Annotated in this window: 21 protein-coding genes and 1 tRNA gene; 14 read left to right on the top strand and 8 right to left on the bottom strand. The window is 52.4% G+C overall.

Translation table 11 applies throughout. The annotated features are described in order from the left end of the window. Positions 1 to 4: 4 nt before the first annotated feature. Positions 5 to 430 carry a tellurite resistance TerB family protein gene (locus C1J03_RS20085; protein WP_114888196.1) on the bottom strand — a complete coding sequence of 142 codons (426 nt, stop codon included), beginning with the start codon at positions 428 to 430 and terminating at the stop codon, positions 5 to 7. Between the two features lie 120 nt (positions 431 to 550). Here C1J03_RS20085 and C1J03_RS20080 point away from each other — a divergent pair, with 120 nt between their 5' ends. From C1J03_RS20080 to C1J03_RS20070, 3 genes are all read left to right on the top strand, one after another. Beyond that, the gene (locus C1J03_RS20080; protein ID WP_114888195.1) at positions 551 to 2,131 is read left to right on the top strand and encodes a lysine--tRNA ligase; all 1,581 of its coding nucleotides are present in this window, start codon (positions 551 to 553) and stop codon (positions 2,129 to 2,131) included. A 63-nt stretch (positions 2,132 to 2,194) separates the two neighbouring features. Beyond that, positions 2,195 to 2,596: a DUF4864 domain-containing protein gene (locus tag C1J03_RS20075; protein ID WP_114888194.1), complete on the top strand. Its 402-nt coding sequence runs from the start codon at positions 2,195 to 2,197 to the stop codon at positions 2,594 to 2,596. 162 nt (positions 2,597 to 2,758) lie between these two features. Beyond that, positions 2,759 to 5,050: a glycosyl hydrolase family 28-related protein gene (locus tag C1J03_RS20070; protein ID WP_114888193.1), complete on the top strand. Its 2,292-nt coding sequence runs from the start codon at positions 2,759 to 2,761 to the stop codon at positions 5,048 to 5,050. Positions 5,051 to 5,120: 70 nt separating this feature from the next. Here C1J03_RS20070 and C1J03_RS20065 read toward each other — a convergent pair whose 3' ends face one another. The 3 genes from C1J03_RS20065 to C1J03_RS20055 all read right to left on the bottom strand — a co-directional run bounded on the left by C1J03_RS20065 (position 5,121) and on the right by C1J03_RS20055 (position 8,605). Further along, positions 5,121 to 5,789, bottom strand: coding sequence for a hypothetical protein (locus tag C1J03_RS20065; RefSeq protein WP_162798621.1), 669 nt, complete (start codon positions 5,787 to 5,789; stop codon positions 5,121 to 5,123). 226 nt (positions 5,790 to 6,015) lie between these two features. Continuing rightward, entirely contained in the window at positions 6,016 to 8,220 is a 2,205-nt protein-coding gene (uvrB, locus tag C1J03_RS20060) for an excinuclease ABC subunit UvrB (protein WP_114888191.1), read from the bottom strand. 100 nt (positions 8,221 to 8,320) lie between these two features. Beyond that, positions 8,321 to 8,605 carry an antifreeze protein gene (locus C1J03_RS20055; RefSeq protein ID WP_114888190.1) on the bottom strand — a complete coding sequence of 95 codons (285 nt, stop codon included), beginning with the start codon at positions 8,603 to 8,605 and terminating at the stop codon, positions 8,321 to 8,323. 141 nt (positions 8,606 to 8,746) lie between these two features. Here C1J03_RS20055 and C1J03_RS20050 point away from each other — a divergent pair, with 141 nt between their 5' ends. Further along, positions 8,747 to 9,058, top strand: coding sequence for an ETC complex I subunit (locus C1J03_RS20050; protein ID WP_114888189.1), 312 nt, complete (start codon positions 8,747 to 8,749; stop codon positions 9,056 to 9,058). 194 nt (positions 9,059 to 9,252) lie between these two features. Next, entirely contained in the window at positions 9,253 to 10,170 is a 918-nt protein-coding gene (locus C1J03_RS20045) for an MYG1 family protein (RefSeq protein WP_114888188.1), read from the top strand. Positions 10,171 to 10,190: 20 nt separating this feature from the next. Here C1J03_RS20045 and C1J03_RS20040 read toward each other — a convergent pair whose 3' ends face one another. Together C1J03_RS20040 and C1J03_RS20035 are read right to left on the bottom strand one after the other, a co-directional pair. Beyond that, positions 10,191 to 10,970, bottom strand: coding sequence for a 3-methyl-2-oxobutanoate hydroxymethyltransferase (locus C1J03_RS20040; protein WP_114888187.1), 780 nt, complete (start codon positions 10,968 to 10,970; stop codon positions 10,191 to 10,193). A gap of 3 nt (positions 10,971 to 10,973) precedes the next feature. Further along, complete coding sequence (locus C1J03_RS20035; RefSeq protein WP_114889107.1) at positions 10,974 to 11,954, bottom strand: sterol desaturase family protein; 981 nt, start codon at positions 11,952 to 11,954, stop codon at positions 10,974 to 10,976. 105 nt (positions 11,955 to 12,059) lie between these two features. Between C1J03_RS20035 and C1J03_RS20030 the strand changes: the two genes are divergently transcribed. Next, positions 12,060 to 12,983 (top strand): LysR family transcriptional regulator, encoded by a 924-nt coding sequence (locus C1J03_RS20030; RefSeq protein ID WP_114888186.1) that lies wholly within the window; start codon positions 12,060 to 12,062, stop codon positions 12,981 to 12,983. 31 nt (positions 12,984 to 13,014) lie between these two features. Here C1J03_RS20030 and C1J03_RS20025 read toward each other — a convergent pair whose 3' ends face one another. Beyond that, positions 13,015 to 13,632: a TetR/AcrR family transcriptional regulator gene (locus C1J03_RS20025; protein ID WP_114888185.1), complete on the bottom strand. Its 618-nt coding sequence runs from the start codon at positions 13,630 to 13,632 to the stop codon at positions 13,015 to 13,017. A 126-nt stretch (positions 13,633 to 13,758) separates the two neighbouring features. Here C1J03_RS20025 and C1J03_RS20020 point away from each other — a divergent pair, with 126 nt between their 5' ends. The 8 genes from C1J03_RS20020 (at position 13,759) to C1J03_RS19985 (ending at position 23,323) form a co-directional block, all read left to right on the top strand. After that, positions 13,759 to 15,804 carry an NADH:flavin oxidoreductase gene (locus C1J03_RS20020; RefSeq protein WP_114889106.1) on the top strand — a complete coding sequence of 682 codons (2,046 nt, stop codon included), beginning with the start codon at positions 13,759 to 13,761 and terminating at the stop codon, positions 15,802 to 15,804. A 104-nt stretch (positions 15,805 to 15,908) separates the two neighbouring features. Beyond that, the gene (locus tag C1J03_RS20015; RefSeq protein WP_114889105.1) at positions 15,909 to 16,238 is read left to right on the top strand and encodes an arsenate reductase family protein; all 330 of its coding nucleotides are present in this window, start codon (positions 15,909 to 15,911) and stop codon (positions 16,236 to 16,238) included. Between the two features lie 396 nt (positions 16,239 to 16,634). Then, positions 16,635 to 18,026 (top strand): tyrosine-type recombinase/integrase, encoded by a 1,392-nt coding sequence (locus C1J03_RS20010; protein ID WP_114888184.1) that lies wholly within the window; start codon positions 16,635 to 16,637, stop codon positions 18,024 to 18,026. A 442-nt stretch (positions 18,027 to 18,468) separates the two neighbouring features. Then, positions 18,469 to 21,105 (top strand): hypothetical protein, encoded by a 2,637-nt coding sequence (locus C1J03_RS20005; RefSeq protein ID WP_162798620.1) that lies wholly within the window; start codon positions 18,469 to 18,471, stop codon positions 21,103 to 21,105. Further along, positions 21,092 to 21,718 carry a hypothetical protein gene (locus C1J03_RS20000; protein WP_114888182.1) on the top strand — a complete coding sequence of 209 codons (627 nt, stop codon included), beginning with the start codon at positions 21,092 to 21,094 and terminating at the stop codon, positions 21,716 to 21,718. The genes C1J03_RS20005 and C1J03_RS20000 overlap by 14 nt, the downstream gene beginning before the upstream one ends. Before the next feature lie 473 nt (positions 21,719 to 22,191). Further along, positions 22,192 to 22,268, top strand: a tRNA-Arg gene (locus tag C1J03_RS19990). Positions 22,269 to 22,433: 165 nt separating this feature from the next. Next, on the top strand, positions 22,434 to 22,574 hold the full coding sequence (locus tag C1J03_RS25475; RefSeq protein WP_162798619.1) for a hypothetical protein: 141 nt from the start codon (positions 22,434 to 22,436) through the stop codon (positions 22,572 to 22,574). A 155-nt stretch (positions 22,575 to 22,729) separates the two neighbouring features. Next, entirely contained in the window at positions 22,730 to 23,323 is a 594-nt protein-coding gene (locus tag C1J03_RS19985) for a hypothetical protein (RefSeq protein ID WP_216825875.1), read from the top strand. Between the two features lie 232 nt (positions 23,324 to 23,555). Here C1J03_RS19985 and C1J03_RS19980 read toward each other — a convergent pair whose 3' ends face one another. Next, the gene (locus C1J03_RS19980; protein WP_162798618.1) at positions 23,556 to 24,737 is read right to left on the bottom strand and encodes a tyrosine-type recombinase/integrase; all 1,182 of its coding nucleotides are present in this window, start codon (positions 24,735 to 24,737) and stop codon (positions 23,556 to 23,558) included. Between the last annotated feature and the right edge of the window lie 87 nt (positions 24,738 to 24,824).

Genomic DNA, 24,824 nt, shown 5'->3' with positions numbered 1-24,824 from the left:
CAGTTTAGGTAAGGTGGCGCGCCCGTGCGCCACGCTCAATGGCGGCCGCGTGCAGGCGATCAATGTTCAGCTCATATCGAATTTCTTCGAGCAGTCGTAATTCTGCCTCATCCAACCTGCCATCAGCAGCGGCCACATCGCAGGCCAGCGCATAGGCGGTTTCGTTCATCCGTTCTGGCAGAGATTCGCGGATCAGGCCGAACAGCGCATCAAGCCCGTCTTCTTGCTCAAAAAGGTCAAATACCGTCTGGCTGATGGTACTGATGCGGTCGATGTCGAAGCTCGCAAAGACCGGCAATAGGTTCACTGCCGCCTGAATCTTGATTAATTCAGTCGTTCGGATCTCTTCATCTGACGCTGAAACGGCGATCATCAGGGCTACGAGGCAGTCCTGTGCGCTGAGCGCGTGTGGTTCGGTGCTGTTGGGCATCTTGTTTTCCTTTGCTCTGCCTTCATGAGGTGCAGATTATTGACGCCCCACGGGGGAGGCAATAGGAACAAGGCCAGCCGGGCGTATGGGACGCAGTTGGCGCAAATCTAGGTGATCTGAATGTCTGAGATGCGGGATGCAGCAATGCAGAGCAAAGCGTGGCCCTTTGAAGAGGCGCGGCGCGTGCTGAAACGCTATCATGGCAAGATGCCTGAAAAGGGATATGTGCTGTTTGAGACCGGCTATGGTCCGTCAGGCTTGCCACATATCGGGACGTTTGGTGAAGTGCTGCGGACCACTATGATCAAGCGCGCGTTTGAGGAAATTTCTGAAATCCCCACCAAGATGATTTGTTTTTCAGATGATCTGGATGGAATGCGCAAAATCCCGGGCAACGTGCCACAGCAAGAAATGCTGGCGGAACACATGCACAAACCGCTCACCAGCGTGCCGGACCCGTTCGGAGAGTTTGAGAGTTTTGGTCATTATAACAACGCGATGCTGCGTCGGTTTCTTGACACATTCGGGTTCGAATATGAGTTTTACTCCGCACGGGAATTCTACCGGGCGGGCCATTTTGATGAAATCCTACTGCGTGCTGCGGCGCGTTATGATGACATCATGGATGTTATGTTGAAAACCTTGCGCGAAGAACGCCGTCAGACGTATTCGATCTTTTTGCCAATTCATCCTGAGACAGGCAAAGTTCTGTACGTCCCGATCAAGGAGGTTAATGCCAAGGGTGGCACGATCACCTTTGATACCGAGGAAGGCGAAGAAATGACTTTGCCGGTCACGGGCGGTCATGTGAAATTGCAATGGAAGCCGGATTTTGGCGCGCGCTGGGCCGCGTTGGATGTCGACTTCGAAATGTATGGCAAGGAACACGCCACCAATACCGCAATTTATGACCGGATTTGTGAGATTTTGGGGGGCAAAAAGCCAGAACACTTTAGTTATGAGCTGTTTTTGGATGAAAACGGCCAGAAGATTTCGAAGTCGTCAGGCAACGGCATCTCAATCGATCAATGGCTGAGCTATGCCAGCACGGAATCGCTGTCGTATTTCATGTATCTCAAGCCAAAGACGGCCAAGCGCATGCATTTTGATGTGATTCCCAAAGCTGTGGACGAGTACCACCAACAGCTTCGCGCCTATGAGGGCCAGGATATCAAAGCGCAGTTGAACAACCCGGTTTGGCATATCCACGGCGGGGATGTGCCCAAATCAGACATGGTCGTGCCATACTCGATGCTGCTGAACCTCGCGTCAGTGTCTTCAGCTCAGGACAAATCACAACTCTGGGGCTTTATTCAGCGCTATGCGCCTGATGCGACGCCAGAAATAAACCCCGGCATGGACGCAGCGGCGGGTCACGCGGTGCGGTACTACAATGATTTTGTGAAGCCGGCCAAAGTGTTCCGCGCGCCTAGCGATCTGGAGCGAGAAGCGCTTGAAGAGCTACGTGACGAATTGGTGAAATGGGACGGTGGTTTGGACGCTGAGGCGCTGCAAACCATGGTGTTTGCGGTCGGCAAGGAACGTTTTGATCCGCTGCGCGGTTGGTTTACAGCCCTCTATGAGGTGTTGCTAGGTGCCAGCCAGGGACCGCGTTTTGGCGGGTTCATAGCGCTTTATGGCGTGCAAGAAACCATCACGCTCATCGAGGATGCGCTGGCAGGAAAACTGATTTCTGGATGATATACTTGCCCTGCGGCTCGCGCGCCTTACCCTAAGGTACGTGGGCTGACATGGAGAGTTGCAATGCGGACGGTGGTTTTTTCGTTAATGTTCTGTGTGATTGGGGCGTTTGGCGCTCAGGCGCAGGACGCTGGGATAAAGGGCACAATCTCCCAGCAGTTCGACGCTTTCAGGGCAGATGATTTCGCTCAGGCCTTTGAGTTTGCAAGTCCGTCGCTGCAACAAATGTTTCGCACGCCGGATAATTTCCGGGCCATGGTTACCCAAGGCTATCCAATGGTTTGGAAACCTGCAGACGTGCGTTTTCTTGAACTACGCGAGTCCAGCGGGACCTATTGGCAAAAGGTCATGATCACAGACGACAAAGGTGCGGTGCACGTGCTGGAATACCGGATGCTTCAGACCAATGAGGGATGGCGCATCAATGGCGTGCAAATCCTCAAGGAACCTGCCGCGAACGTATAATCCCATTTGCGCAACGGGCACCGTGACGGTGGTGTAGCCGCGCTTTAACCCATCGTTGATATTTCCCTACCTCGCACTGGCAGCATCGTCAGTGGCGGGATCAATCAATCGGCGCGTTGCACTGGCGAAGGTCAGCGTGGGTGCTGTGGGAAAGGGATATTGATGAATAAGGCGATTACCGAGGGTGTGCTTTTAATGCCGCCAGTATTTGCGAATGGGTTAGGCGTGTGGTCAAGCGGGGACGGGACGCCGGGTTCAGGGACATATGCGAATGCATCGAACGCTGCCTTTGTCCCAGCTGATCAGGATTTTGGTGGCGCGTTGGAATTGGCCAAGACGCAAAGCGTGCAACGCCTGCGCTACATGGGCGAGACGCCTCTGTTGCCGGGGTGCTACCTGAAAGTTACGGTTCGGATAAAAGCAATAAGTGGCAATTTGCCGTCCGTGCGCATCTCGGGGTATCCGGGCGGTGCAGGGGGCGGCAAAATCGGCGGCGTGCCTGAGTTCTCTGTCGCGGTTCCGCTGACATCTTACGGTGAGGTGGTCGAAGTCAGCGCGATTATCGGCGGCGGTGACCGGCGCGGGGTCGACATGGTTTGGGGTCCTGCGGCGGTTTATGGTCATTTAGGGATCGATCTGGTTGGACAGAACGGCGGTCTGGTGCGCATCGATGACATCAGGGTTGAAGACATCAGCTCGGTTTTCCTCAGCGACATTGTGGCCACGGTGGACGTGCGCGATTATGGCGCAATTGGCGATGGCACAACTGATGATACCGCGGCCTTTGAGGCCGCCAATAATGCTTCAAGCGGGCGAACTGTGTTGGTCCCAGCAGGGATTTTTCGTCTAGAAGGCAGCGTTACCTTTGACGCGCCGACCCGGTTTGAGGGCACTGTTCGGATGGCCGATGATGCCGTGCTGCTGCTGCGCCAGAATTACGATCTCGCCAATTATATCGATGCTTTTGGCAATGAAGAGTTGGCCTTTAAGAAAGCGTTCCAAGCGCTTTTGAACAACGCAGATCACGAATCCCTCGATCTTAGTGGACGTAAGGTCAACGTCACGGCCCCGATCGACATGCAAGCAGCCGTGGGCAATCGCACCAGCTATGGAACGCGCCGGGTCATCCACAACGGTCAGCTGCTCGCGGCCTCAGATGGGGATTGGGCCACGGAAACTGTCGTGGCAAGCGGTACCTATAATACCAATAGCACGCGCACGCTGAGCAATGTCAGCAACATTGCCAACATCCCCGTCGGGGCGCATGTTTCTGGGGCTGGCGTTGGCCGTGAAGTTTATGTCCGGTCCAAGAATGTCGCAGCCAACGAGATCACTTTGAACGCGGCACTACACGATGCAGAAGGGACGCAGAACTTCACCTTTCGCCGCTTCAAATACCTTTTGGATTTTAGCGGGTTTACGGTTCTGAGTAAGTTTGCTTTGCATGACATCGAGTTCCAATGTTCTGGCGTTTCGAGTGGGATCATGTTGGCACCCGCGGGCACGATCTTTTCTGTAAAGGACTGCTTTATTACTGCGCCAAAGGACAGGGGTATCACCTCTTCGGGCGGTGGCTGTCAGGGGATGTTTGTCGAGCGTTGCCAGTTCCTATCTAGCGAAGATCAACTGAATGTGCCCCAGCGTGTGAGTATCGCGTTGAACACCAACGCCAACGACGTGAAACTGCGCAATAACCGCGCCACGCGTTTCCGCCATTTTGCTATTCTGGCAGGGCAGAACAACCTCGTGACCGGCAATCACTTTTTTCAGGGAGACACTGTTGCTGGCGGTGTCAGATCCGCAGGGCTGGTGCTGGCGGCGCAACATACATCGTCGATTGTGTCGCATAACTATGTCGATAACTGCTTTATTGAGTGGACGAATGAACGTGATCCGGCCCCGGAATATCAAAATGAATTCTCCTTCAGTTCACTTGATGTGACGAGCAACATTTTTCTGTCAGGTGAAGTCGCAACATGGTTTAGCTATTTTGTCGTGCGTCCACATGGGGCGGGGCATTTCATCAATGGGCTAAACATTTCGGGCAATCGGTTTCGGAGCATCAACGGATATATAGACCGGGTGGAGAGGGTTGACACCAGCTTTGCGAACCTCGCGTTTCAGCGGATGCGCAATGTGAATGTATCTGGCAACTCATTCCATGGGGTCAGCACTTCGGTTCAGAATCCGTACCGCTTTAGCCATAATGAAGCGGCGGTCGCTCAAACTTGGGTTATCGATGCGGGTGAAGGATTGCCGTTTGGCGGTTGGGCGCTGAATGTAGATTCCCTTGTTGCCAAGAACACGATCCGCAATGCCGCCAATCAGGTGGTCGATACCATGCCCTATATTCGTGCTCAGCAAGGGCCAAACAATGATCAAATTCATTTGATCTGGGACCAGCCCGTACGAGGGACAGTTCAGCTGACGGTCCGTATGGACAACGACGTCTAAAGCGAGCGAGTTGATACGGGAAGAAGACATCATGAACCCTCGGTGCCAAAGAGCGCCGGGGTTTTTGACGTTAGAATTCGCGCCACAGGCCAATCTTTAAACCAGTATTCTCAAACGCGCCGACGCGCGCTTCAGCTCCGAGTTGGAGCTTGAATTTAGTCTTGCGCGGAGCAAAAATGAAGGACGGCGCTAGGGTGCCATAACTCTCGCCGCCAACAGATCCTAGGTAAACCTGAAGCATTCCCGAAAACCGATCAGAGAGACTTAGCCCCAAAGTGCTGTCGATTTTTGTCAAATGTAGACCCTGTCCCAAATCCCAATTTACAGATGCATCGACTGCCATCCAGCCGTTTTTTTCACCAAGGGAAAATCCACGCCCCCAACTAATGCCGGTACGGACATGCGGAATGATGACATCACCGATCCAGTCTGCACCAACACCAAGCTCGTAAGCCCAGCGGTGTTTGCCGTCCCGATCACCCAGTGGCCGGCGCAGAAAAAGCGTCACAGTGCCTGCCTGTCCTTGAATCGGACTGCGGTAAATATTCGCGTCGATGCCAAGGGTTAGGTCGTCGCGAACCCCAAATTCCAGATAGGTGGCGTTAGCCGTCTCAAGAAACCAGGTTGAGGTGAAGGAGATCGACGTAAACGTGCTACCTTTTTCACGCAGCCAAGCACCAGCCTGCATGGGGCCGGCTGTAGACAAAAAGATTAAAAGTGAAGTGATTAATCGTAACACAGAGCCGTCTCCCGACGTGCAGTGTCATTAATCACGGTTAATAATTACTTACTCAGAGCGGAAAGTGTTAAATTTAATCCAAAAAATGAGAACGGATTTGGGATGCCAGTGGGTGCATTTTAGGGCTACGGGTTGCTCTACGAAGAGGGCGTTTGTCTCGCGAAGACGCCTATCGCACGGAATTGCAAATGGTGGCTGAATTAACAAACCGAGTTTGACGCAGCCTCTACTTTTTGCCCCGCCGTTTCACACCACCGTGCATCCCACCACGGCCCATCGTCGAGCGGCCAGAGGCTTTGTGTGCGTCATTTACGGCCTTTTCGACAGCATATTGGCGGGCCATCGGATCGTCCGCGATCGCAAGATCCACCGCCTCTAGTCTTTTGACTTCGTCCCGCAGGCGCGCCGCTTCTTCGAATTCCAAGTTCTCAGCTGCCTTGCGCATATCGGTACGCAAGCCTTCCAGTACGGTCTTCAGATTGCCCCCGGCCAGCGGGTTGTCGATTTTGGCAGTGACACGGTTCATGTCGACGTCGCCCTTGTAGAGGCCTGCAAGGATGTCTTCGACGTTCTTCTTAACGGTCGTCGGCGTGATGCCGTGCTTTTCATTATAAGCGACCTGTTTCACACGTCGGCGCTCTGTTTCACCCATCGCGCGTTCCATGGATCCGGTGATGCGGTCAGCATACATGATCACACGGCCCTCAGCGTTCCGTGCCGCACGCCCAATCGTTTGAATGAGCGACGTCTCAGAGCGCAGAAAGCCCTCCTTGTCCGCGTCCAAAATAGCAACCAGCCCACATTCAGGAATATCGAGGCCCTCGCGCAAAAGGTTGATCCCGATCAGCACGTCAAACGCCCCCAAACGCAAATCGCGCAGGATTTCGATACGCTCAATTGTGTCAATGTCGCTGTGCATGTAGCGCACGCGGATGCTCTGCTCGTGCATGTATTCGGTCAGGTCTTCGGCCATACGCTTGGTTAAGGTAGTGCAGAGCGTCCGCATCCCCGCAGCCGACACTTTGCGCACTTCATCCAAGAGGTCATCGACCTGCATTTCAACGGGGCGTATCTCAATCGGAGGGTCAATCAGGCCGGTTGGGCGGATGATCTGTTCTGTGAAAACGCCGCCGGTCTGCTCAATTTCCCACGAAGCAGGCGTGGCAGAAACAAACACCGATTGAGGTCGCATAGCATCCCATTCCTCAAACTTGAGGGGGCGGTTATCCATGCACGACGGCAGGCGAAAGCCGTGTTCGGCCAGTGTCATTTTACGTCTAAAGTCGCCTTTATACATGCCGCCGATTTGGGGAACGGAGACATGGCTCTCATCCGCAAAGACAATCGCGTTGTCAGGGATGAATTCGAACAGGGTGGGGGGCGGCTCACCCGGTGCGCGACCTGTTAGATAGCGTGAGTAGTTCTCGATCCCGTTGCAAACGCCTGTCGCTTCCAGCATCTCAAGATCAAAGTTGGTGCGCTGCTCAAGCCGTTGCGCTTCCAGCAGTTTTCCGTCGCCGACCAACTGATCAAGCCGAATGCGCAGCTCCTTCTTGATGCCAATCACGGCTTGGCTCATGGTGGGCTTTGGCGTGACGTAGTGGCTGTTTGCATAGACGCGGATCTGTTCGAAATTATCGGTTTTTTCGCCAGTCAGCGGGTCAAATTCAGTGATGCTTTCCAGCTCCTCGCCAAAGAACGACAGGCGCCAGGCGCGGTCATCAAGGTGCGCCGGAAAAATTTCGAGTGAATCGCCGCGCACTCGGAACGAGCCGCGCTGGAATGCCGCATCGTTGCGTTTGTATTGCTGAGCCACAAGGTCGGCAATTACTTGCCGCTGGTCGTAGCTTTCGCCAACCTTCAGATCTTGGGTCATGGCACCGTAGGTCTCGACCGACCCAATTCCGTAGATGCATGATACCGAGGCCACGATGATTACATCGTCACGTTCCAGTAACGAACGGGTCGCCGAATGCCGCATCCGATCGATCTGTTCGTTGATCTGGCTTTCTTTCTCGATGAAAGTATCAGACCGCGCTACATATGCTTCGGGCTGGTAATAGTCATAGAAGCTGACGAAATACTCGACGGCATTCTCCGGGAAGAACCCTTTGAACTCCCCAAAAAGTTGGGCGGCGAGGGTTTTGTTGGGGGCTAGGATAATGGCGGGCCGCTGGGTCTGCTCAATGAGCTTGGCCATGGTAAAGGTCTTGCCCGTCCCCGTGGCACCCAAAAGAACCTGATTGCGCTCACCGTTGCGGATGCCTTCAGACAGCTCTTTTATTGCCGTTGGTTGGTCGCCGGCAGGTTCAAATTCTGTCTGGAGTTTGAACGCGCGCCCGCCTTCAAGTTTGAGCCGTTTGCGAACGTCTTCTGCTGCGTTGGCAAGGATCGGTTCCCCATCGGAGCGGTCTGTCTGAGCGTAGGGCATTGCGTGATCCTTCGGGGGCTGCCTTACAGTTGGCTGCAACGCCCGTAACTTCAAGCCCTGCTAGCCTGCATTCCTGTCAATTTCTGACAGGAGGAAGGCCTTATTCCGTCAGACGCACGCGGTTGGCCCGCACCGCTTCGACGAGTGGGTCCAGTGTGGCGTTCATAATCTCTTCTGGGTTTTTGCCTTGTAGGATCGCAGAATTGCCAGCAACGAACGCCTCGGCCATCGCGGGGCCTTTTTCAGTGAGCATTCTCAGATTTTCATCTGAATGTGCCGGTATTGCGCCGCTCATCCCCATTACACGTAGGGCCATGACCGTTTGGGTTTCAAACATTAACGATGTTGCACGTGCTTGAAGCGCGAAGAGTGAAAGGGGAGTCATTGTAGCCTCCTAATTGGCATGAATTCTTACATAATTGCTGCACTGCAGCATTGTAAGGGGAAAAACTGATGTTTACCGTCATGCTCTTGCTTTTTGAGTGTATCGCCCGATAAATAGGGCGCAACATAAATTGGAGTCCCCATGCGCGCGAGAATCTACCAGCCAGCCAGAACAGCGATGTCCTCTGGCTCCGCCAAGACCCACGTATGGCTTCTGGAATTTACCCAATCCGAAGCGCGTGAGGTCGATCCGCTTATGGGTTGGACATCGTCCAACGACACTCAGTCCCAAGTCCGGCTTCAATTTGATACGCGTGAAGAAGCCGTTGAATATGCTAGTGAAAACGGCATAGACGCACAAATTCAAGATCCCCAAAAACGCAAGCCCAACATACGTGCTGGCGGGTATGGCGAGAATTTCGCGACAGGCCGTCGTGGAGCGTGGACGCATTAAATTTTGTGAATTGCGAATGATGTTGGGCGGAATTTCTGTACATATCTAGCCGCCGCTCTTGCAATTCACCTTGAGATTAATTCTCCCTAAAGCACTGCGCTGAATGAAATCTCATCAAGCCAGCACCTCCCCTACATGATGTGAGCGGCCCACCCGGTCGCTTTTTTCGCTTATTGATCGATAGGACCGCACCGATGACCATTACCCACCTTGTTACCCATTCGGGCGGCTTTCATGCGGATGAATTGCTGTCTTCGGTGATCCTTACCCGCCTTTTCCCAAAAGCCGAGTTGGTTCGCAGCCGTGATGCGGCTTGGATCACACCGTCACCAGAGAAAATTATCTATGATGTTGGTCGGGAATTTGACGCCGACGCGCAGATATTTGACCATCATCAGCGCCCCACGCCGCTGCGCGAGGATGACCAGCCCTACAGTTCTTTCGGACTGATCTGGACTTTCTACGGGCGTGAATACCTGCGTGCGCTCGACGTGCCGGACGCGGATGTTGACGACATCCACCACAGCTTTGACAAGAGTTTTGTGGTGCCGATTGATCTGGTGGACAATGGCGCCTTAGCACCTGCCACGGCAGGCCAGCTTGCTGGTATGACTTTGCCGGTCCTGCTCGAGACGTTGAAGCCCGTCTTTGATAGCCGCGGCGCTGATGCTGATGACAAGGCCTTTGCAGCTGCTCTACCTATTGCGCGTGCATTCGTTGAGGCGTCTATCGCTGGCAAATCTGCCAAGCGCCGCGCCGAGGCTGCGGTTTTGGCATCCATCGCCAACGCAGGCTCTGCGCAGGTGTTGGAATTGCCGATGGGCATGCCGTTTCGATCAGCCATTGAAAAGGCCGGCGCGGATCATCTTTTGTTCGTTGTTCATCCGCGCGACGATGATTGGGCGATCATCGGCATTCGCCTAAGCGGGGACAGTTTTGAACAGCGCGCCGATCTACCTGCGGCATGGGCCGGACTAACAGATGCTGAACTTGAGCAAGCTTCTGGCGTTCAAGGTGCGAAATTTTGCCACAACGGCCGCTTTATTGCTGTGGCCAGCACCCGAGAGGCGGCACTTCAAATGGCCGAGCTTGCAGTCAAAGAAGCGGCCTAAGCAGCGTGTCGCGGCTCCGGTCAATCCTGCCAGACTTTGCCTAACGCGCTCTCGTCCATCTCGACAATATGTTCTGCATCGGGGAAGGCCCCGTTTGTCACGTCGGCGATGTACTCTTGATAAGCGGCGATGCGTTCGCTTTGGAGCCGGTCGCGCTCTTCTGCAAAGTTGCGGTATGTTTTGGCATGGCGCGGAATATGTCCGCGATTTTCACCAAGTAAATCGGCCGAGAACAGATACTGCGCGTCACAGCCACCGCCTGAACCAAGCGAAATTGTCAGCATAGATGTGCGGGGGCTGATCTCGGAGGCAAGGTTGGCCGCGACGACTTCCAACTCAACCGCAAAAGCCCCGGCGTCCTCAAACGCCTGCACTTGGCGCCAAACTGTCTTTGCTTGTTCCAACGTTTTGCCCACAGCGCGGTAGCCGCCCGTCCATGTGGCCTTTGGCGGGACCAATCCTACGTGGCAAATTACCGGAACGCCTTCGCGGGCAAGCACTTCGACGACCGCCGGGCTCATGCCGCAATAAACCGATTGCGCGCCGGCTTGCATTGCGGCCATCGCGTCGCGCAATGCTTCTGTGGCACTCGCGTGTTTCCCCCACGGCAAACCAAACTGAAAATGGGTGCCAGGCACCGCCTTGGCAAAATGTGCGCGCTCCGGAATGAACGCAGTACCGATCATATCCATGCCAGCCTCTCCGGCTGCGATGGCCTCTTCTTCTCGCGTAACCTGAACATAGGCCAGCTTCCGTTTGCCCTTGGCTTCCAGCAGCTCTTTTACAGACAGTCCTTTCATGACTTAGCTCCCCATGATCCGCTTGCGACGTTCTTTCATCCGTTCATTCGCCGCCGAGGTGCCGTCGTGAAATGACCCGAAAAATTTGTCCCACGGTATTTCCAGCGACCCGTAGTTACACTCGAAATACCGGTGATGCATTTGGTGGTGGAAAGTGCCCAGCTTGAGGCGGTTTTCATCTTTGACCATCAAACCTTCGAACCCTGTATGCGTCGTGGCCGCAGTCAGCGTGTAGTATTGCAGGTGAAACAAAATATGGACCGGGCTGGCGGCAACGACCCAATGGATCAAGACCGTACCAAGGTAGATCACATGCTCAACGGGATGCATGGATAGGCCAGACCAGGGGCCCACATTGATGTTGCGGTGGTGGAGCGAATGCACATGTTTATACAAGAACGGGACGTGCAGCAGGCGGTGTATCCAGTAAAAACAAAAGCTCTCCCAAATTGGGATCAACAGGAACATCGCGATGAACCAAACTGGATGCGCAGCCCATGTCAGCAAGGGGGCGTAGCCATTGGCCAATGCCCAAAACATGAGCACTTCGTAGGCGGTCCAGACAAATACACCGCTGCCCAAAGTCCAAAACATATTGTCCCGAATTTGACCCCCTAACGTGAACTGCCTGCCGTTTTTCATCAGCGGCCGTGGGTCATATTTCAGCGTCTGACCCTGTTTGGAAAAAGTGTAGAAATACAGATGCAGCCCGCCCGCGACAGCTGCCATCAAGACAAGGTTGCGGACATACATTTCAGCGATCCAGCCGACCGCAAGTGTTTTGGTTTCCTCCAGAGGGGGTTGAAACCAATAAAAAGAGATAAAAGCGATCCCAACGATGATCAGCTTTTCGGTAATCAAAAACCAAGAATTCCAAACCCAGGCCAACATTTCTAGCGGCCGTAATGGCCACCGAAAAAACGGAGACACTGTCAGTGGAACGGCAGGAACATGGTTCCACCCTTTGAGGGGGGCATCGGGCATCTTGGTCACCTTGGTTGGGCTGCGTCTGTGCTGCAGTTTGACAGAACGCACTTCATATGAAAAACAGTTTTAAAGTGCGAATAAGATCTGATTATTAGAGGTAGTATGGCCGTTTCACTAAAGGCGATGGCCTATTTCACGACCGCTTTGCGTCATGGCAACATTGCTAAAGCTGCGGCTGAACTGAATATCGCAGCCTCCGCCGTGTCCACGGCCATTGATCAAGTTGAGGCAGCGTTTGATCTGACCTTGATCACTAGGCAGCGGTCCCGAGGCATAAAGCCAAATGCCAGCGGACTGGCAATTGCGCGTAAATTTGAGCGGTTGCTAGAAGATTACCGCTCGGTGCTCAGTGAAGGGACCGCCCTAAAACAAGCGCTGAGCGGCGCTTTGTGTATCGGATACTACGCACCGATCGCTCCAGCTTTTTTGCCAAAAATCCTGTCATCCTTCGTGCCTGAAGCAAGCGATATCGTTCTGCACCTTGATGAATGTGACAATGATACCGCCCAAGAGGGCCTGTTGAATGGAAAATACGATGCCATTCTATTTGTCAGCGAAGATGCCCGCCCTTCGGTCGAGTTTGACGTGTTGGTTGAGGCTCCTGCATATTGCCTTCTCCCCAAATCGCACGACTTAGCGGGCCAGAGCAGCATCAGTTTAGCCCAAATCGCCCAAGAACCCTTGGTCGTCCTAAATCGCCCGGTCGCCTCAGCTTATTATCGAGGCCTTTTTGATACTCAGACCCACGGTGTTTCCATTGCGGCCTATGCAAACTCGACCGAAATGGTCCGGAGCCTCGTGAGCGAGGGCTATGGGTGCGCAATTCTAAACATGCAGCCCCTGACGGTGACTAGCTACAGTGGCGAAGACGTGGTCGGGCTCCCAATTTCTGATAATCTTCCGCCTTTGACGCTTGCGGTCGCGTATGACAAATCCCGCCCTCGCAAGCTTGTTCAGCATTTTGTCGATGAATGCCGCGCGCATTTCTCGGGTGTTGGCCCCGAACGATGCATTGTTGAAAAATAGAGCTGCAGCACAGCCAGCTGAAGTGTCGGCATCAGTGATGTGGATGGCGGTTTAGAAAACGATCGACATCTTCGGACGTTGGACGGACACCTGCAAAAAGCTCAACATAGTGCTGAACCCGCGCCAATCTCTCTTCTCTCGTTTCTTCGACTTGCATCGAGATATAGCCGATCTGCGTGTAGATGACTGTCAGGCTTCGGACATCCGCTTGCTCTTTTGAAAAAGCATGGCAGGTGAACATGTTTGCCACGGCCTTTATCCGGCGAGCGTCGGCTTCGTTTAACCTTAGTTTCAGATCTGGATCGACGCGCGCCCAATTGCGAATGGCCAGATCAAGCCGCGCATCGAAAAGCTCCGGGTCAAGCCAGCAATCCATCAGATTGAAAAGCGCCTCGCAAATATTGGCGGCATCTGTGTTGCACTGGTCGACAAGGTTTCCGGTGTTTTTGCTTTCCCAGCGCTGAACCATTGCGCTGTGCAGTTCAGAAATATCCTCAAAATACCAATAAAACCCAGTGCGGGTCAGGTTGAGTTTTTTCGCCAAGGGCATCACCTTTACGGCGTTAATCCCTTGAGAAATCAAAAGCTCATAGGCGGCATTGAGCCAGAGATCTTTCGAGCCGCGTAGGCGAGGGTAGGGCGCTGTCATATGCGGCACCCTATATTTCTTGACACACATGTCAATTATGCAGCATCCTTGGAACATGACACATGTGTCAAGATACCGGCAAGAAATGGCACTCCAGCCTAAGCCTCTGATCGCGAGATGACCCTGATGACCAAAGATCCGCTGTTGCAGCCCTTTCAACTAAAGCACCTGACGTTGAAAAACCGAATTATGACGACCAGTCATGAACCTGCATATCCAGAGGACGGGATGCCCAAGGAACGCTACCGCGCGTACCATGAAGAGCGCGCCAAAGCCGGCGTAGCGCTGAGCATGACAGCGGGATCAGCAGCGGTGTCCAAAGACAGCCCGCCCGTTTTCAACAATATTCTGGCCTACAAAGACGAAGTGGTGCCATGGATTCAAAACCTAACTGATGGGTGTCACGAGCACGGGTGCGCCGTCATGATCCAGTTGACCCATCTTGGGCGACGTACCACTTGGAACAAGGGAGATTGGCTGCCTTCTGTGTCCTCATCTAAACACCGCGAGCCTTCACATCGCGCGTTCCCAAAATTGATCGAAGACTGGGATATTGACCGGATCATCAACGACTTTGCAGATGCGGCCGAACGCATGAAAGCTGGCGGCATGGATGGCATTGAATTGCTGGTTAATGGCCACTTGCTGGATCAATTCTGGTCACCGCTGACCAATGATCTGGTGGGCCCATACGGTGCAGACACGCTTGAAAACCGCATGCGGTTCCCTTTGGATGTCCTCGCCGCAGTCCGTAAACGGGTTGGTCCCGAGTTTATCGTGGGATTCCGTTTTACAGCGGATGAAGTGCAGAAGGGCGGCATTACTGCGGCAGATGGGTTGGAGATTGCTAAAAAGCTGTCGGCAACAGGCCTACTCGACTTTCTTAATGTCAATCGGGGACGCATCCATACAGACCCAGCGATGACTGATATGATCCCTGTGCAAGGCATGGCCAGTGCCCCGCATCTGTCTTTTGCTGGGCAGGTAAAAAAGCTAACTGGGATGCCAACTTTTCATGCCGCCAGGATTCCAGATGTAGCAACCGCACGTCACGCGGTTGATGCTGGCTTGTTGGATATGGTGGGTATGACGCGCGCGCATATGGCTGATCCGCACATCGTTCAAAAGATCATGCAAGGTCGCGAAGATGATATCCGCCCTTGCGTTGGGGCGACCTATTGTCTTGATCGCATCTATCAAGCGGGCGAGGCACTATGCATTCATAACGCGGCAACTGGGCGCGAATTGACGATGCCCCACGTAATCCAGCCTGCTGAAACAAAGCGCAAAATCGTTGTGATCGGGGCTGGGCCTGCTGGGTTGGAAGCCGCGCGTATTGCTGCTGAGCGTGGCCATGATGTTGTTGTGTTTGAGGCGCAACCAAATCCCGGTGGACAGGTCCGTTTAACCGCCCAAAGTCCGCGCCGCCGCGAGATGATTTCAATCATTGATTGGCGAATGTCCCAATGCGCCGCGCGCGATGTGGTCTTTTACTTTAACACGTGGGCCGAAGCCGCGGACGTGACGGACCTGAACCCCGACGTGGTGATCGTCGCGACAGGGGGGATGCCAAATATGGAGTTGTATGAGACCGGCAAAGAAGCGGCGCATGTCGTTTCGTCGTGGGACATCATCGCGGGAGATGTGAAGCCTGCACAAAATATCCTGATCTATGATGAAAGCGGCGATCATCCTGCCCTGCAAGCGGCGGAAATCGCAGCGGCCGCTGGATCAACGGTCGAGATTATGACCCCGGACCGCACGTTTTCCCCTGACATTATGGCGATGAATTTGGTCCCCTACATGCGGTCTTTGCAGGACAAGGATGTGACCTTTACTGTGACTCGCCGCCTGTTGGAGGTTGAGCGCAATGGCAACAAACTGACAGCCACCATCGGCACGGATTACAGCGATCATTTTGATACAAAAGACTACGATCAGGTCGTTGTAAACTACGGCACTCTGCCGTTGGACGCGCTTTACTTTGATCTCAAGCCCCACAGCTCAAATGGTGGCGCTGTGGATCATAATGCATTGATCGCGGGCACCCCGCAGACTGTCACACGCAACAAAGAGGGGACCTTTCAATTGTTCCGTATCGGTGACGCGGTCTCGGCCCGAAATACGCATGCTGCGATCTATGATGCGCTGCGCCTCGTTAAGGATCTGTAGGGCGACAGGTTTCGGACCGGCCCCTAGGAAACCCCCCATCCAATGGCTTGCGTTAGAGGGCCCAAGCGGTGAAGTTAGGGGCCAACGCCAAAGGAAGTTGCGACATCATTATTTATGGATTGAGTACCTGTTCGATTTGCCAAAAAGCCCAAAAAGCGCTGGAGGCAGAACGCAAAGATATCACTTTTCGAGATATCCGATCAGACCCTTTGAGCGAGGCGGAACTGGCTGATCTGATTGTGGAATTTGGGGATCGGTTGGTGGATCGAACATCGAATGACTACCGCGCTCTGAATGACTGGTTGAAAAATTCGGAGGCTGAGGCGCAGATATCTGCAAAGCCCAAAGTCATGGCCCGCCCCGTGATCCGCGACGGGGATACGTATTATCTAGGTTGGGATGATGCAGTTCAAAAGGCGCTGCTGACGGGTTGATTCTTGCATGCAGTTTAGCCGTGCTAGGCGCTTGCACGTAGCCCTGTCGACAAGATCTCGGACCACTCGCTCGACCGGTTTTTGGCAAGGACCGCCAAATCGATGGGCCAAGGGCTAAAATTGCTTTTGATTTCAGGAACCATGGCAGGTAGACACCCCATGAGAACGGTTTTCCGAACCGTTTTCACGCGGCTCCGTAGCTCAACTGGATAGAGCAAGGACCTTCTAAGTCCGAGGTTGAGGGTTCTTATGTTAACCAGTCTCGCAGAACGCATTAACAGTCCTCAGATGTTTGTTACGTATTTGTTTTATAACGATTTATCGACGTACTTTTTAGATATTTACTAATACACATTTATAACTATCATCGTCCACTAGGCTTCAATGGTGGAATAGATGAAGAACTTTACTCGCTTGAACCGGTCAACTGGTCGCATAAAGGCGTTCTCGCTGATCGACAACGCAGGTGATTCAGTTCATGCATTTGACCTCTTCGTGGATAGCCTTGTCCAAGAAGGCCTCCATGCCAAAACTGTTGAGACATATTCAAATCATATTGCAGCGTTCCTGGACTTCTTGACCGAAGCGAAGGTGTTTGGTTACCCTTGCCGTCAGTCCGAAATCCTGCCTGCTGTCGAAGCATATTTGCCTGCCAGGCTGGCCGGGGCAAATGCTCGCAACGAGTTTGACATTATCTCACGCAAAATACTGGGGCAGACGAAGCTCACAAAATCATCCGCCAAGAACCATGCAGCGGCCATCAATAAATTCCTACTTGGAAGTGACAATCACGCATTGCACATGCAGCAAATCGAAGACTGGGAGACCGGAGTAGCAGGCAATGCGCCACAACAAATTTTCCAAGTTTCGACACGGCAAAGGTCCAGCGCTGAGATAAAGAGAATTTGCCAAAGCAGCATGTTGGTCAATGTTATGAACCATCACCCAACCAAAGCTGCTGGAAAAGTCCTAACAGTGAGAGGCAAGGACGCGAGTAATAACCGAGACAAAGATTTTCCAGCAGAGCATATTCTCCCCTTTCTCGATTGCGCTACTTGCGCGAGAGACGAAGCATTGTGGGCATTGCAAGCAGGAACAGGCATGCGACCACACGAGGCAATCCTAATGGAAATGGATCAAATTGACTTTACTCGCAGAACCGTAGTCGTAGAAGATCCACATAACCGACGTTTCGCCAGTCAAATGCCTGATGAGTATATTGCAAGGTGGAAGGGGCGAGCCGTAAGCGAAACCTATTTCATTCCAATCTTGCGAGACCGGTTTTTCAAGGCATTGGAACGCTATATCAGGACTGAGTATATGCCCCACCCTAATGAAACGCTCGTTTTTCAGTCAATAAAGGGTGACCAGAAGCCGTATGTTTCTGTGAGTGACAAGAGTAGAGTGCAATCTTTTAATCGCGCATGTCTACGCCTTCAGAAAAGAACACCAGAAACCAAACTGGGTTTAAGCGAGCTTACTCCACATTCCCTTCGGCACTTTTACGGCACTTTTATGCTCAACTACGTCCCCGTCGGAAACAACAAATATGGCTTAGAGCCGGTCGATGTACAAAGGCTGATGGGCCATGAGAAGCTCGAAACGACAATGAAATATGCGCGGCGGGACAAGCATGCACTCGATGCCAAGATTATATTCATGAATATGCAAGCTATGAATGAAGGACCAGAAGTTGACCAGCTGGTAAAGTGGATGGCCGAAAAACATTCCAACCAGGCAAAACGGCTGAATGATATTTGGTCTGCGAGGCTGAGTGGCAATGATTAACTTATCGGACAAGCCTAGTATCTCAGATAGTTTGACTATCAAGAGACTCCGTCACCATATGAATGCGACATTCGCATCCCTTAAGCGGGAGGTCGGAGATTTCCCCAGTCGAGATCAGAAAAGAAAGCTGAGACTAGCTGAGGTCATCTCCAGTTCAGTGACAAACAGAGATGATCCGCAAACTATCGTGAGGTCTTTTTGCGAAATTGCAACCCGAAACGCACGTGTAGATGATAAAATAGCACTATCTTGCAATTACTTCTCATTCACTGAAAAAAGCTCGAGCCGGAACCATATTCGAAAATTTTGCCGCATGGTTCTGTACTTTTCTTGGTGCGAGCGGGATGTCACTTTACCAATTCTATTCAAAATGGAGAAGGCCATAACTCCAAAAATGAGGCAAGAAAGCCCGTCTCTGGTACTCAGAACATTAGCGAACTACGTGTCAGAATCCATAGAAGTTAAGAAATTTGGAAAACATATCCAGCAGTGGCTGACGCAATACTCGCTGAGTTGGATATACTGCACAGATTGGATCAACTTTTCAGATATAAAGGGTATCGAAGCCGCACAACTGCACGTTTTCATGTCTGACTATAATAAAAATAGGAAAGGAAATCCTTCTTCAGTTGAGAGAACCGTGAAGATATTTGCAGAACGCGGATACATCAACCATGACGTAAATGAATACAATGTTGCAAAGAAGGACGCCTTTAACTCTGCTCGTAACACGAGCTCAGGGCCGGAAGAGCTGAATGCCTTCATTACTCCTCGAAGGAGATCTGATCAGAGCTACTTCTATCTCCTCCCGCAATTAGAAGTTGATGGATTTGCACCCGCAGTAACCACTGTCCAACTTTGGGATAAGTTATTCGCTGATTACATCATCCACCGGGAGCAGACTGGACGTTCTGCCAATGAAAGGAGAAGACCGGCCTTACATGTTCTTGCCGACTACATCGCGATAATGCTCCCAATATTTGAGATGCACACTTCAGAGCCTATCGATATGCCGGTGTCTCCGAGAAAATTTACCCGATACCCGTTTGTTAGCCAAACGCTTCTACAAAGGCCTTTCCCTACCTATCTAGAATATCTCAAAAAACGCGGCCTGGCGAAATCCAGCCAGAAAGCCAATCTATACGCTATCTACGATTTCTTTCAGTGGGTTGAATTGAATCTGGCAACGCAAGATTTTACAGATATCGCAGGGCCGGGATTCAAGTGCCCACTTCACAGGAAGGATTTCCCGTTCGTCCCGCGACCAACTGGGACTACAAAGATCCCATTTACAGAGGAGGTCTATCCCCTCGTGTTCCTTTATGTCCAAGAGGTAGAGCGGATTGGTATGTATCTTGAGGCCCATCCCGAAATTGCAAGAAAAGTTTGCAATTTCACCAATCAAGCATCCGATCACATGGTTGACCTTCGCGATCTCGATACCGAGTTCAACATTAGCTATCAAGATGATGTCTTTAGGGTTTTTCAAATACCTCAGCGCTTAATCGTTGGGGCCAAGAGGGCATCAAACGGCATAAACCTTAGCGCGTTCCGACTTTTGATATTTATACTTGAAACTGGTCTGCGTGGACAATCTTCACAATGGCTTGACGAAAGCAGCTGGGCCAAACATAGCGACAAGTATAGCGATGAAGACCCTATTAAACTCATTCATATCAATACAGACAAGACGGGGATAACGAAGGACATTCCAGTGCTATCTCGTGTGGCCGAGATGCTGAAGCGCCAACAGGACCATAGGCAGTCAAAGGGAATACCAGAAATTGTTACTGACTACGAAGGGCGCGCATTGTCGCCATTCAAACCTTTGGTGCCGCTGTTTGCCAAAGAGGATGGCTCGGTAATTTCTGATGGGGGCTATTCGGGAGTGTGGGTTGATCTTTTGCTTAGTTTACAGGGCTTTTTGCATGAAAGTGGCTTTTCTTTTAAGCCTCTGATAAAAGTGAAGCCGCCAAAAGAAGACGACACAGGAAAGGACGGGCCTGACGGATGTGCCGTTTGCCGATTGAACTGGTCGCCTGTTCACACTCCTCACTCGGCGAGGGCAAGCTTTGTCACTCGGCGTTCTGGTTCAACAAAATACGTCGTTTTGGCCGAACTTATCGGGCACAGCGATCCAGTTTCTACGCCGTATTACGATGTCCCAGGTTTTGATAAGATCGTTGATGTGCTCGAACATCAAGATAGGCCGCCATTGGATGCCTCATCCTCAATAAGCGAATTGCGGTCGCAGCTCACATCGCCGGACCATAGTGCAGAAGAAGTGATACATCGGTTTGGTATCAGCAGCCTGCGAGATCTGCATGAATCGGAGGACGGCAACGAAGATCCAAAGGGGATTGAACTTCTCAAATCCAGCCAAGCGTCAGAATTGGTGTTCCGTGAGACCCACATTTGCCCGGCTGGAGAAATGTGCCCAGATGATGTCATTTTAGCCGCTGGGGGCCCTATGCGCTGCGGCACCTGCAAATTGGCCTGTAAGTCCGTAGACCACCTACCAGCTATCGAGGCCAAGTGTAGGGTACTCATAGCCCGCATACAGACTACGAGTACTTCTCTAGTGAGGGAGAAGCGAGGAGGGAGGGATAGAGCTCGCCTGAGGTCGCTCCATGGCAATCTCATGGCCGACAGCTACCAGTTGGTGGGCTGGCAGGACGCAAGCGTCACTCTCCGCCGGCTGTTCGAGGAGAAAAAGTCCGAAGGTATCGTTGCAGGTAGCCCAGACATTATCAAACTTCAACTAAATCGCGTGGTCCGGCAGGTGCAACCAGCCCAGTTTTTGGTGGATCGAATTGTCGACGCGAAAATGTATCCGTCGTTGAGCGATGAAGTTCTACAGCGTCAGGCGTCTCGCTTGGTGAGGAAACTGGCCATGTCTGAACAGGAGGTTTTTGCTGATGAGAATGAGGAAATTTTGACGCTTTACAGCCTAATTAAGACTCGCCTGAAAGTTCTCGGTAAGACATGGGATGAAGCAGGAGAACTACTCGAACAAGAATTCGGGACTCTTATCGCTGACACGAAACCAGAAGTGAGGCTCGTAAATGCCAGCTCCTAAAGGTTCGAAAAACGCAAAGGCATATCAGGATGCCATCACTTCCAAAAACAAAGCTTCAGTTGAGGGGGAGCTCGCGAAGTTAAAGGAGGCCCGCGCAAACTTCGAATCCATTACAGCTTTGTCGCAAGCTATAGCCAAGGCAACGGGACTTACAGATGTTACGATAAGACGCAATAAAGCATACCGAGTACTAATAATAAAATACATCAATGAACAAGGTGGCAAGTCTGGATACATGTCGAGAGCGGAAGCTGAACTGAATAAATTAAGACACAAGGTAACTGAGCTCGAGTTGCGACTTAGTAATGCCTCAGCAGACAACGGTCGCTTGCAGGCGTTTATCAGCAAAATGCAAGATTCGGAAAGCAGCACCCCGCAGATTGAGGCCGCCTCCTCGATTGAAGACCATGAAGTGGACTGGGAACAAGACTGTCACCGAACGTACAGTCTGGTTCAGGCAATTTTGTCCCGTGCGTTTTTTGAGATAAACTTCGCCAAAAATACAATTGAAGACAGAACCGGCATTGAGGAAAATGAGATAATTGCTGGCGCAAATATTTCGCAGCCATTTATCGGGTGGTGCAAGAGGAAAGGCCTGAAAGATGGGCGGTAAGAAAATTGGTGGACCGCAGCGCATACTGCATAGCCTTGCTAAGTTGACGAGGAATATTTGATCAGGATACACAGGTGTCGCCTCCATGCTCAGAATAGCTGACAGATTGAAGCGCAGAAATCGGTATTAGAGCGGGTAAACTTAAACACCGGATATGACCCAGTAAACTTACCTAATGGTTGGAAAAACCGAAACGCTGACGATTGGCCGTAGAACTGGTGTCACGAAGAAAGCCCTAGACCTAGCCCAAAGGGTTGAGGGTTCCTTGCTGGCCATCGCAGAGCGAAATGAAAACCGAGACGATTGGCTCGGTTTTCAGGGGCGCGATGGGAACAGATGCGAATTATCTGACAGCCTGGATAAGACCCGACCCCTTCCGGCGGTTAAGAAAAGGTTAAGGCTTGATGACTTCGAATTGTTTACTTTGTTTTTTAACTTTTAACACCAATGCCATGGTGGTAGTGAATGCCCGTGGCCCGGTAGCTCAGCTGGATAGAGCAGTTGCCTTCTAAGCATCTGGCCGGGGGTTCGAATCCTCCCCGGGTCGCCAAATTATTGTTTTTAAACAGTGGTTTGCTGGATTTTTGGCCATGATTTTACTCCGGCCAGTTGCCGGCCGCAAAGATGGCCTTAACGGTGCCTTGATATCGCACTGGGCAACTGTAAATGTGGTCCGCGGGATGCCCGGCTTGGCCAATGCCAGACGGGCTGACAGATGCGATCCCTCGACCAATTGGCGGTGACGTTCACAAACCAAGAGCGGTATTTTGTATCTGAATCGACGGCCTACCGCGTGCTGAAGGCGCATGCCGCAGAAGAAATGGCGACCGTTGAAGGCTGGAAGCCCGGACTGTAAAAGGCGGAGCAATATTGGACCACAGAAACGGCTGCGAGATGCGGTTGTCGCGGAGTAAAATCCCGCCACTTTGAGCCCTTCGTTTAAGCGGAGGGCGGGAGATGTATTCTGTGGATATTTATAGTCGAGTGCGTCGAGCGTGTTTGAAGGATGGGATGTCGGCGCGTGCAGCGGCGCTGTATTTCAACAAAGATCGCAAGACGATTGCGAAGATGCTGCGGCATGAACTTCCCCCAGGTTATCGGCGTTCCGAGGAGCCCCGTCGCCCAACGCTTGATGCTTATGTTGGGATTATTGATGAGATCCTGCGCACAGACAAAGCGTTGATCAAAAAGCAGCGCCATACAGCCAAACGGATATTTGAGGTTCTGCGTGACGAACACCAATATACAGGCAGTCAGACGACGGTGACGTATTACGTGCGCGAGCAAAAGCGACGGACCAAGGAAGTGTTTGTGCCGCTGTCGCATCGTCCGGGCCATGCGCAGGTTGATTTTGGCGAGACGCTTGGTGTGATTGGCGGCAAGGAGTGCAAGATCCACTTCTTTGTGATGAGCCTGCCACATTCTGATGCGGTGTTTGTGAAGGGATACGGGCCGGGATTTGCGACACGGGACACGATTTCTTTCGCGGTAAACCACCCGCTCATTGGCAGTTCTTCTGCCGGATATGGTTGGGGCATAAAAAAAGCCCTCCTCGATTTGAGAGAAGGGCAGCAACCAGTCAGACCCCTCTCGGGACCCTCCTAGCCGCTGTGTCGGGGGAAGATCAGACACCGGACCTGCATTCTCGCCAAATTAAGGCGTGCTTCCTCGGCTTTCGTGAACGCGATCCATCTGGCTCATTCCAGACTTCATCTGAATTCGGATTACTGAGAGCCACCCCTCAAACCGCTTTCGCGGACCTACTGGTCGATACATCGACGCGACACTAAACGTTTCTCACAGTCAACCTGATTGGTAATACCCGGTCATGACCAGTTCAAGAGGCGATCTGATCTAGCCAATCAGAATAATGCTGCATCATCTCTGACCTCTGATCCATGTAGAGCGCTCTGTTATATGCCCCGCCATGAGTTTCCGGCACGGCATGGGATAGCTGCAGCTCAATGATGCGCGGCTCGTACTTCAAGCGTTCAGCCAGAACTGTGCGAGCAGTCGCGCGAAAACCATGGGCCGAAACCTCGGACTGATCGTAAGTCAGGTTGGTCCGCAGAAATTTGGAAAACATAACGTCGCTGAATGGCTTGTACGGATTGGACCAAACATATTCCCGGTGCCCGGATATTCCCCTTTGCTCTTCCAAGATGCGTAAAACTTGCCGCGACAAGGGCACAGCGTGCCCGCCCTCAACCTTAGTGACGCCATCCCGCCAAATCCGATCTTCCAGATCGATGTCAGCCCATCGCATGCAGCGAACCTCTCCCGGCCTTTGGAATGTCCGGACCAGAACTTCCAGCGCAGGCCGCACAATCGATGTTCCATTATAGGCGTACAGCCGCCGCATGAACTTGGCGATTTCTTCAGGGTGGATCAGAGCAGCTCGGTGCTTGGCCTTCGGTGATGGCTTGAGTGCCGCGCCTATGTCTCGGCTGGGATCGAATGGCGCGAGGCCCAGAGCGACCGCGTAGCGCATCACCTGTCCGATCATGCCTTTTACCCGACGGCCGCTATTAACGGCTCCCCTGCCTTCGATACTGCGCACCACAGACAAGACATCTGTCGGGCGGATATCGCCGACGCGCATGTTGCCGATGGCCGGATTCACATCCTTCTCAATCCTGAAGCGAAACCGGTCAGCATGGGCGTCAGACCAACCCGGTGCGTTTTGAGCGAAGAAGTCGGCCGCGACCTCCTCAAACGTCTCGCCCGGAGCAACGGCAAGTTGCCGCCGCTGGCGCTCTTTCTCCCGAACCGGATCAACGCCAGTAGCGCGCGCCGCGCGCATCTGATCCGCCTTTTCCCGCGCTATTGCCAGACTGACATCGGGATACCTCCCCAGACTAACCATGGTCGCCTTGTCGTCTCTACGGTAACGTAGATGCCAAGTCTTTGTTCCATTAGGCGTGATGGTCAGCGTCAGGCCGTTGCCGTCTGCTACGCGCTTAACTTTATCTCCCGGTTTGGCGGTTTTGACTTTGCTGTCGGTGAGTTTTCTAATCAATTTCGTACTCACTTTTTGTGATTAACTAAATTGAACTGTGACCAGTTGTGATCTATATATTCCACCCAAGTTACTTATTGTAAAGGG

This window comes from Sulfitobacter sp. SK012, assembly GCF_003352085.1.
Classification (GTDB): Bacteria; Pseudomonadota; Alphaproteobacteria; order Rhodobacterales; family Rhodobacteraceae; genus Sulfitobacter.
Note: the sequence above shows the minus strand (reverse complement) of the source record. Positions and strands in the feature narration are given on the sequence as shown.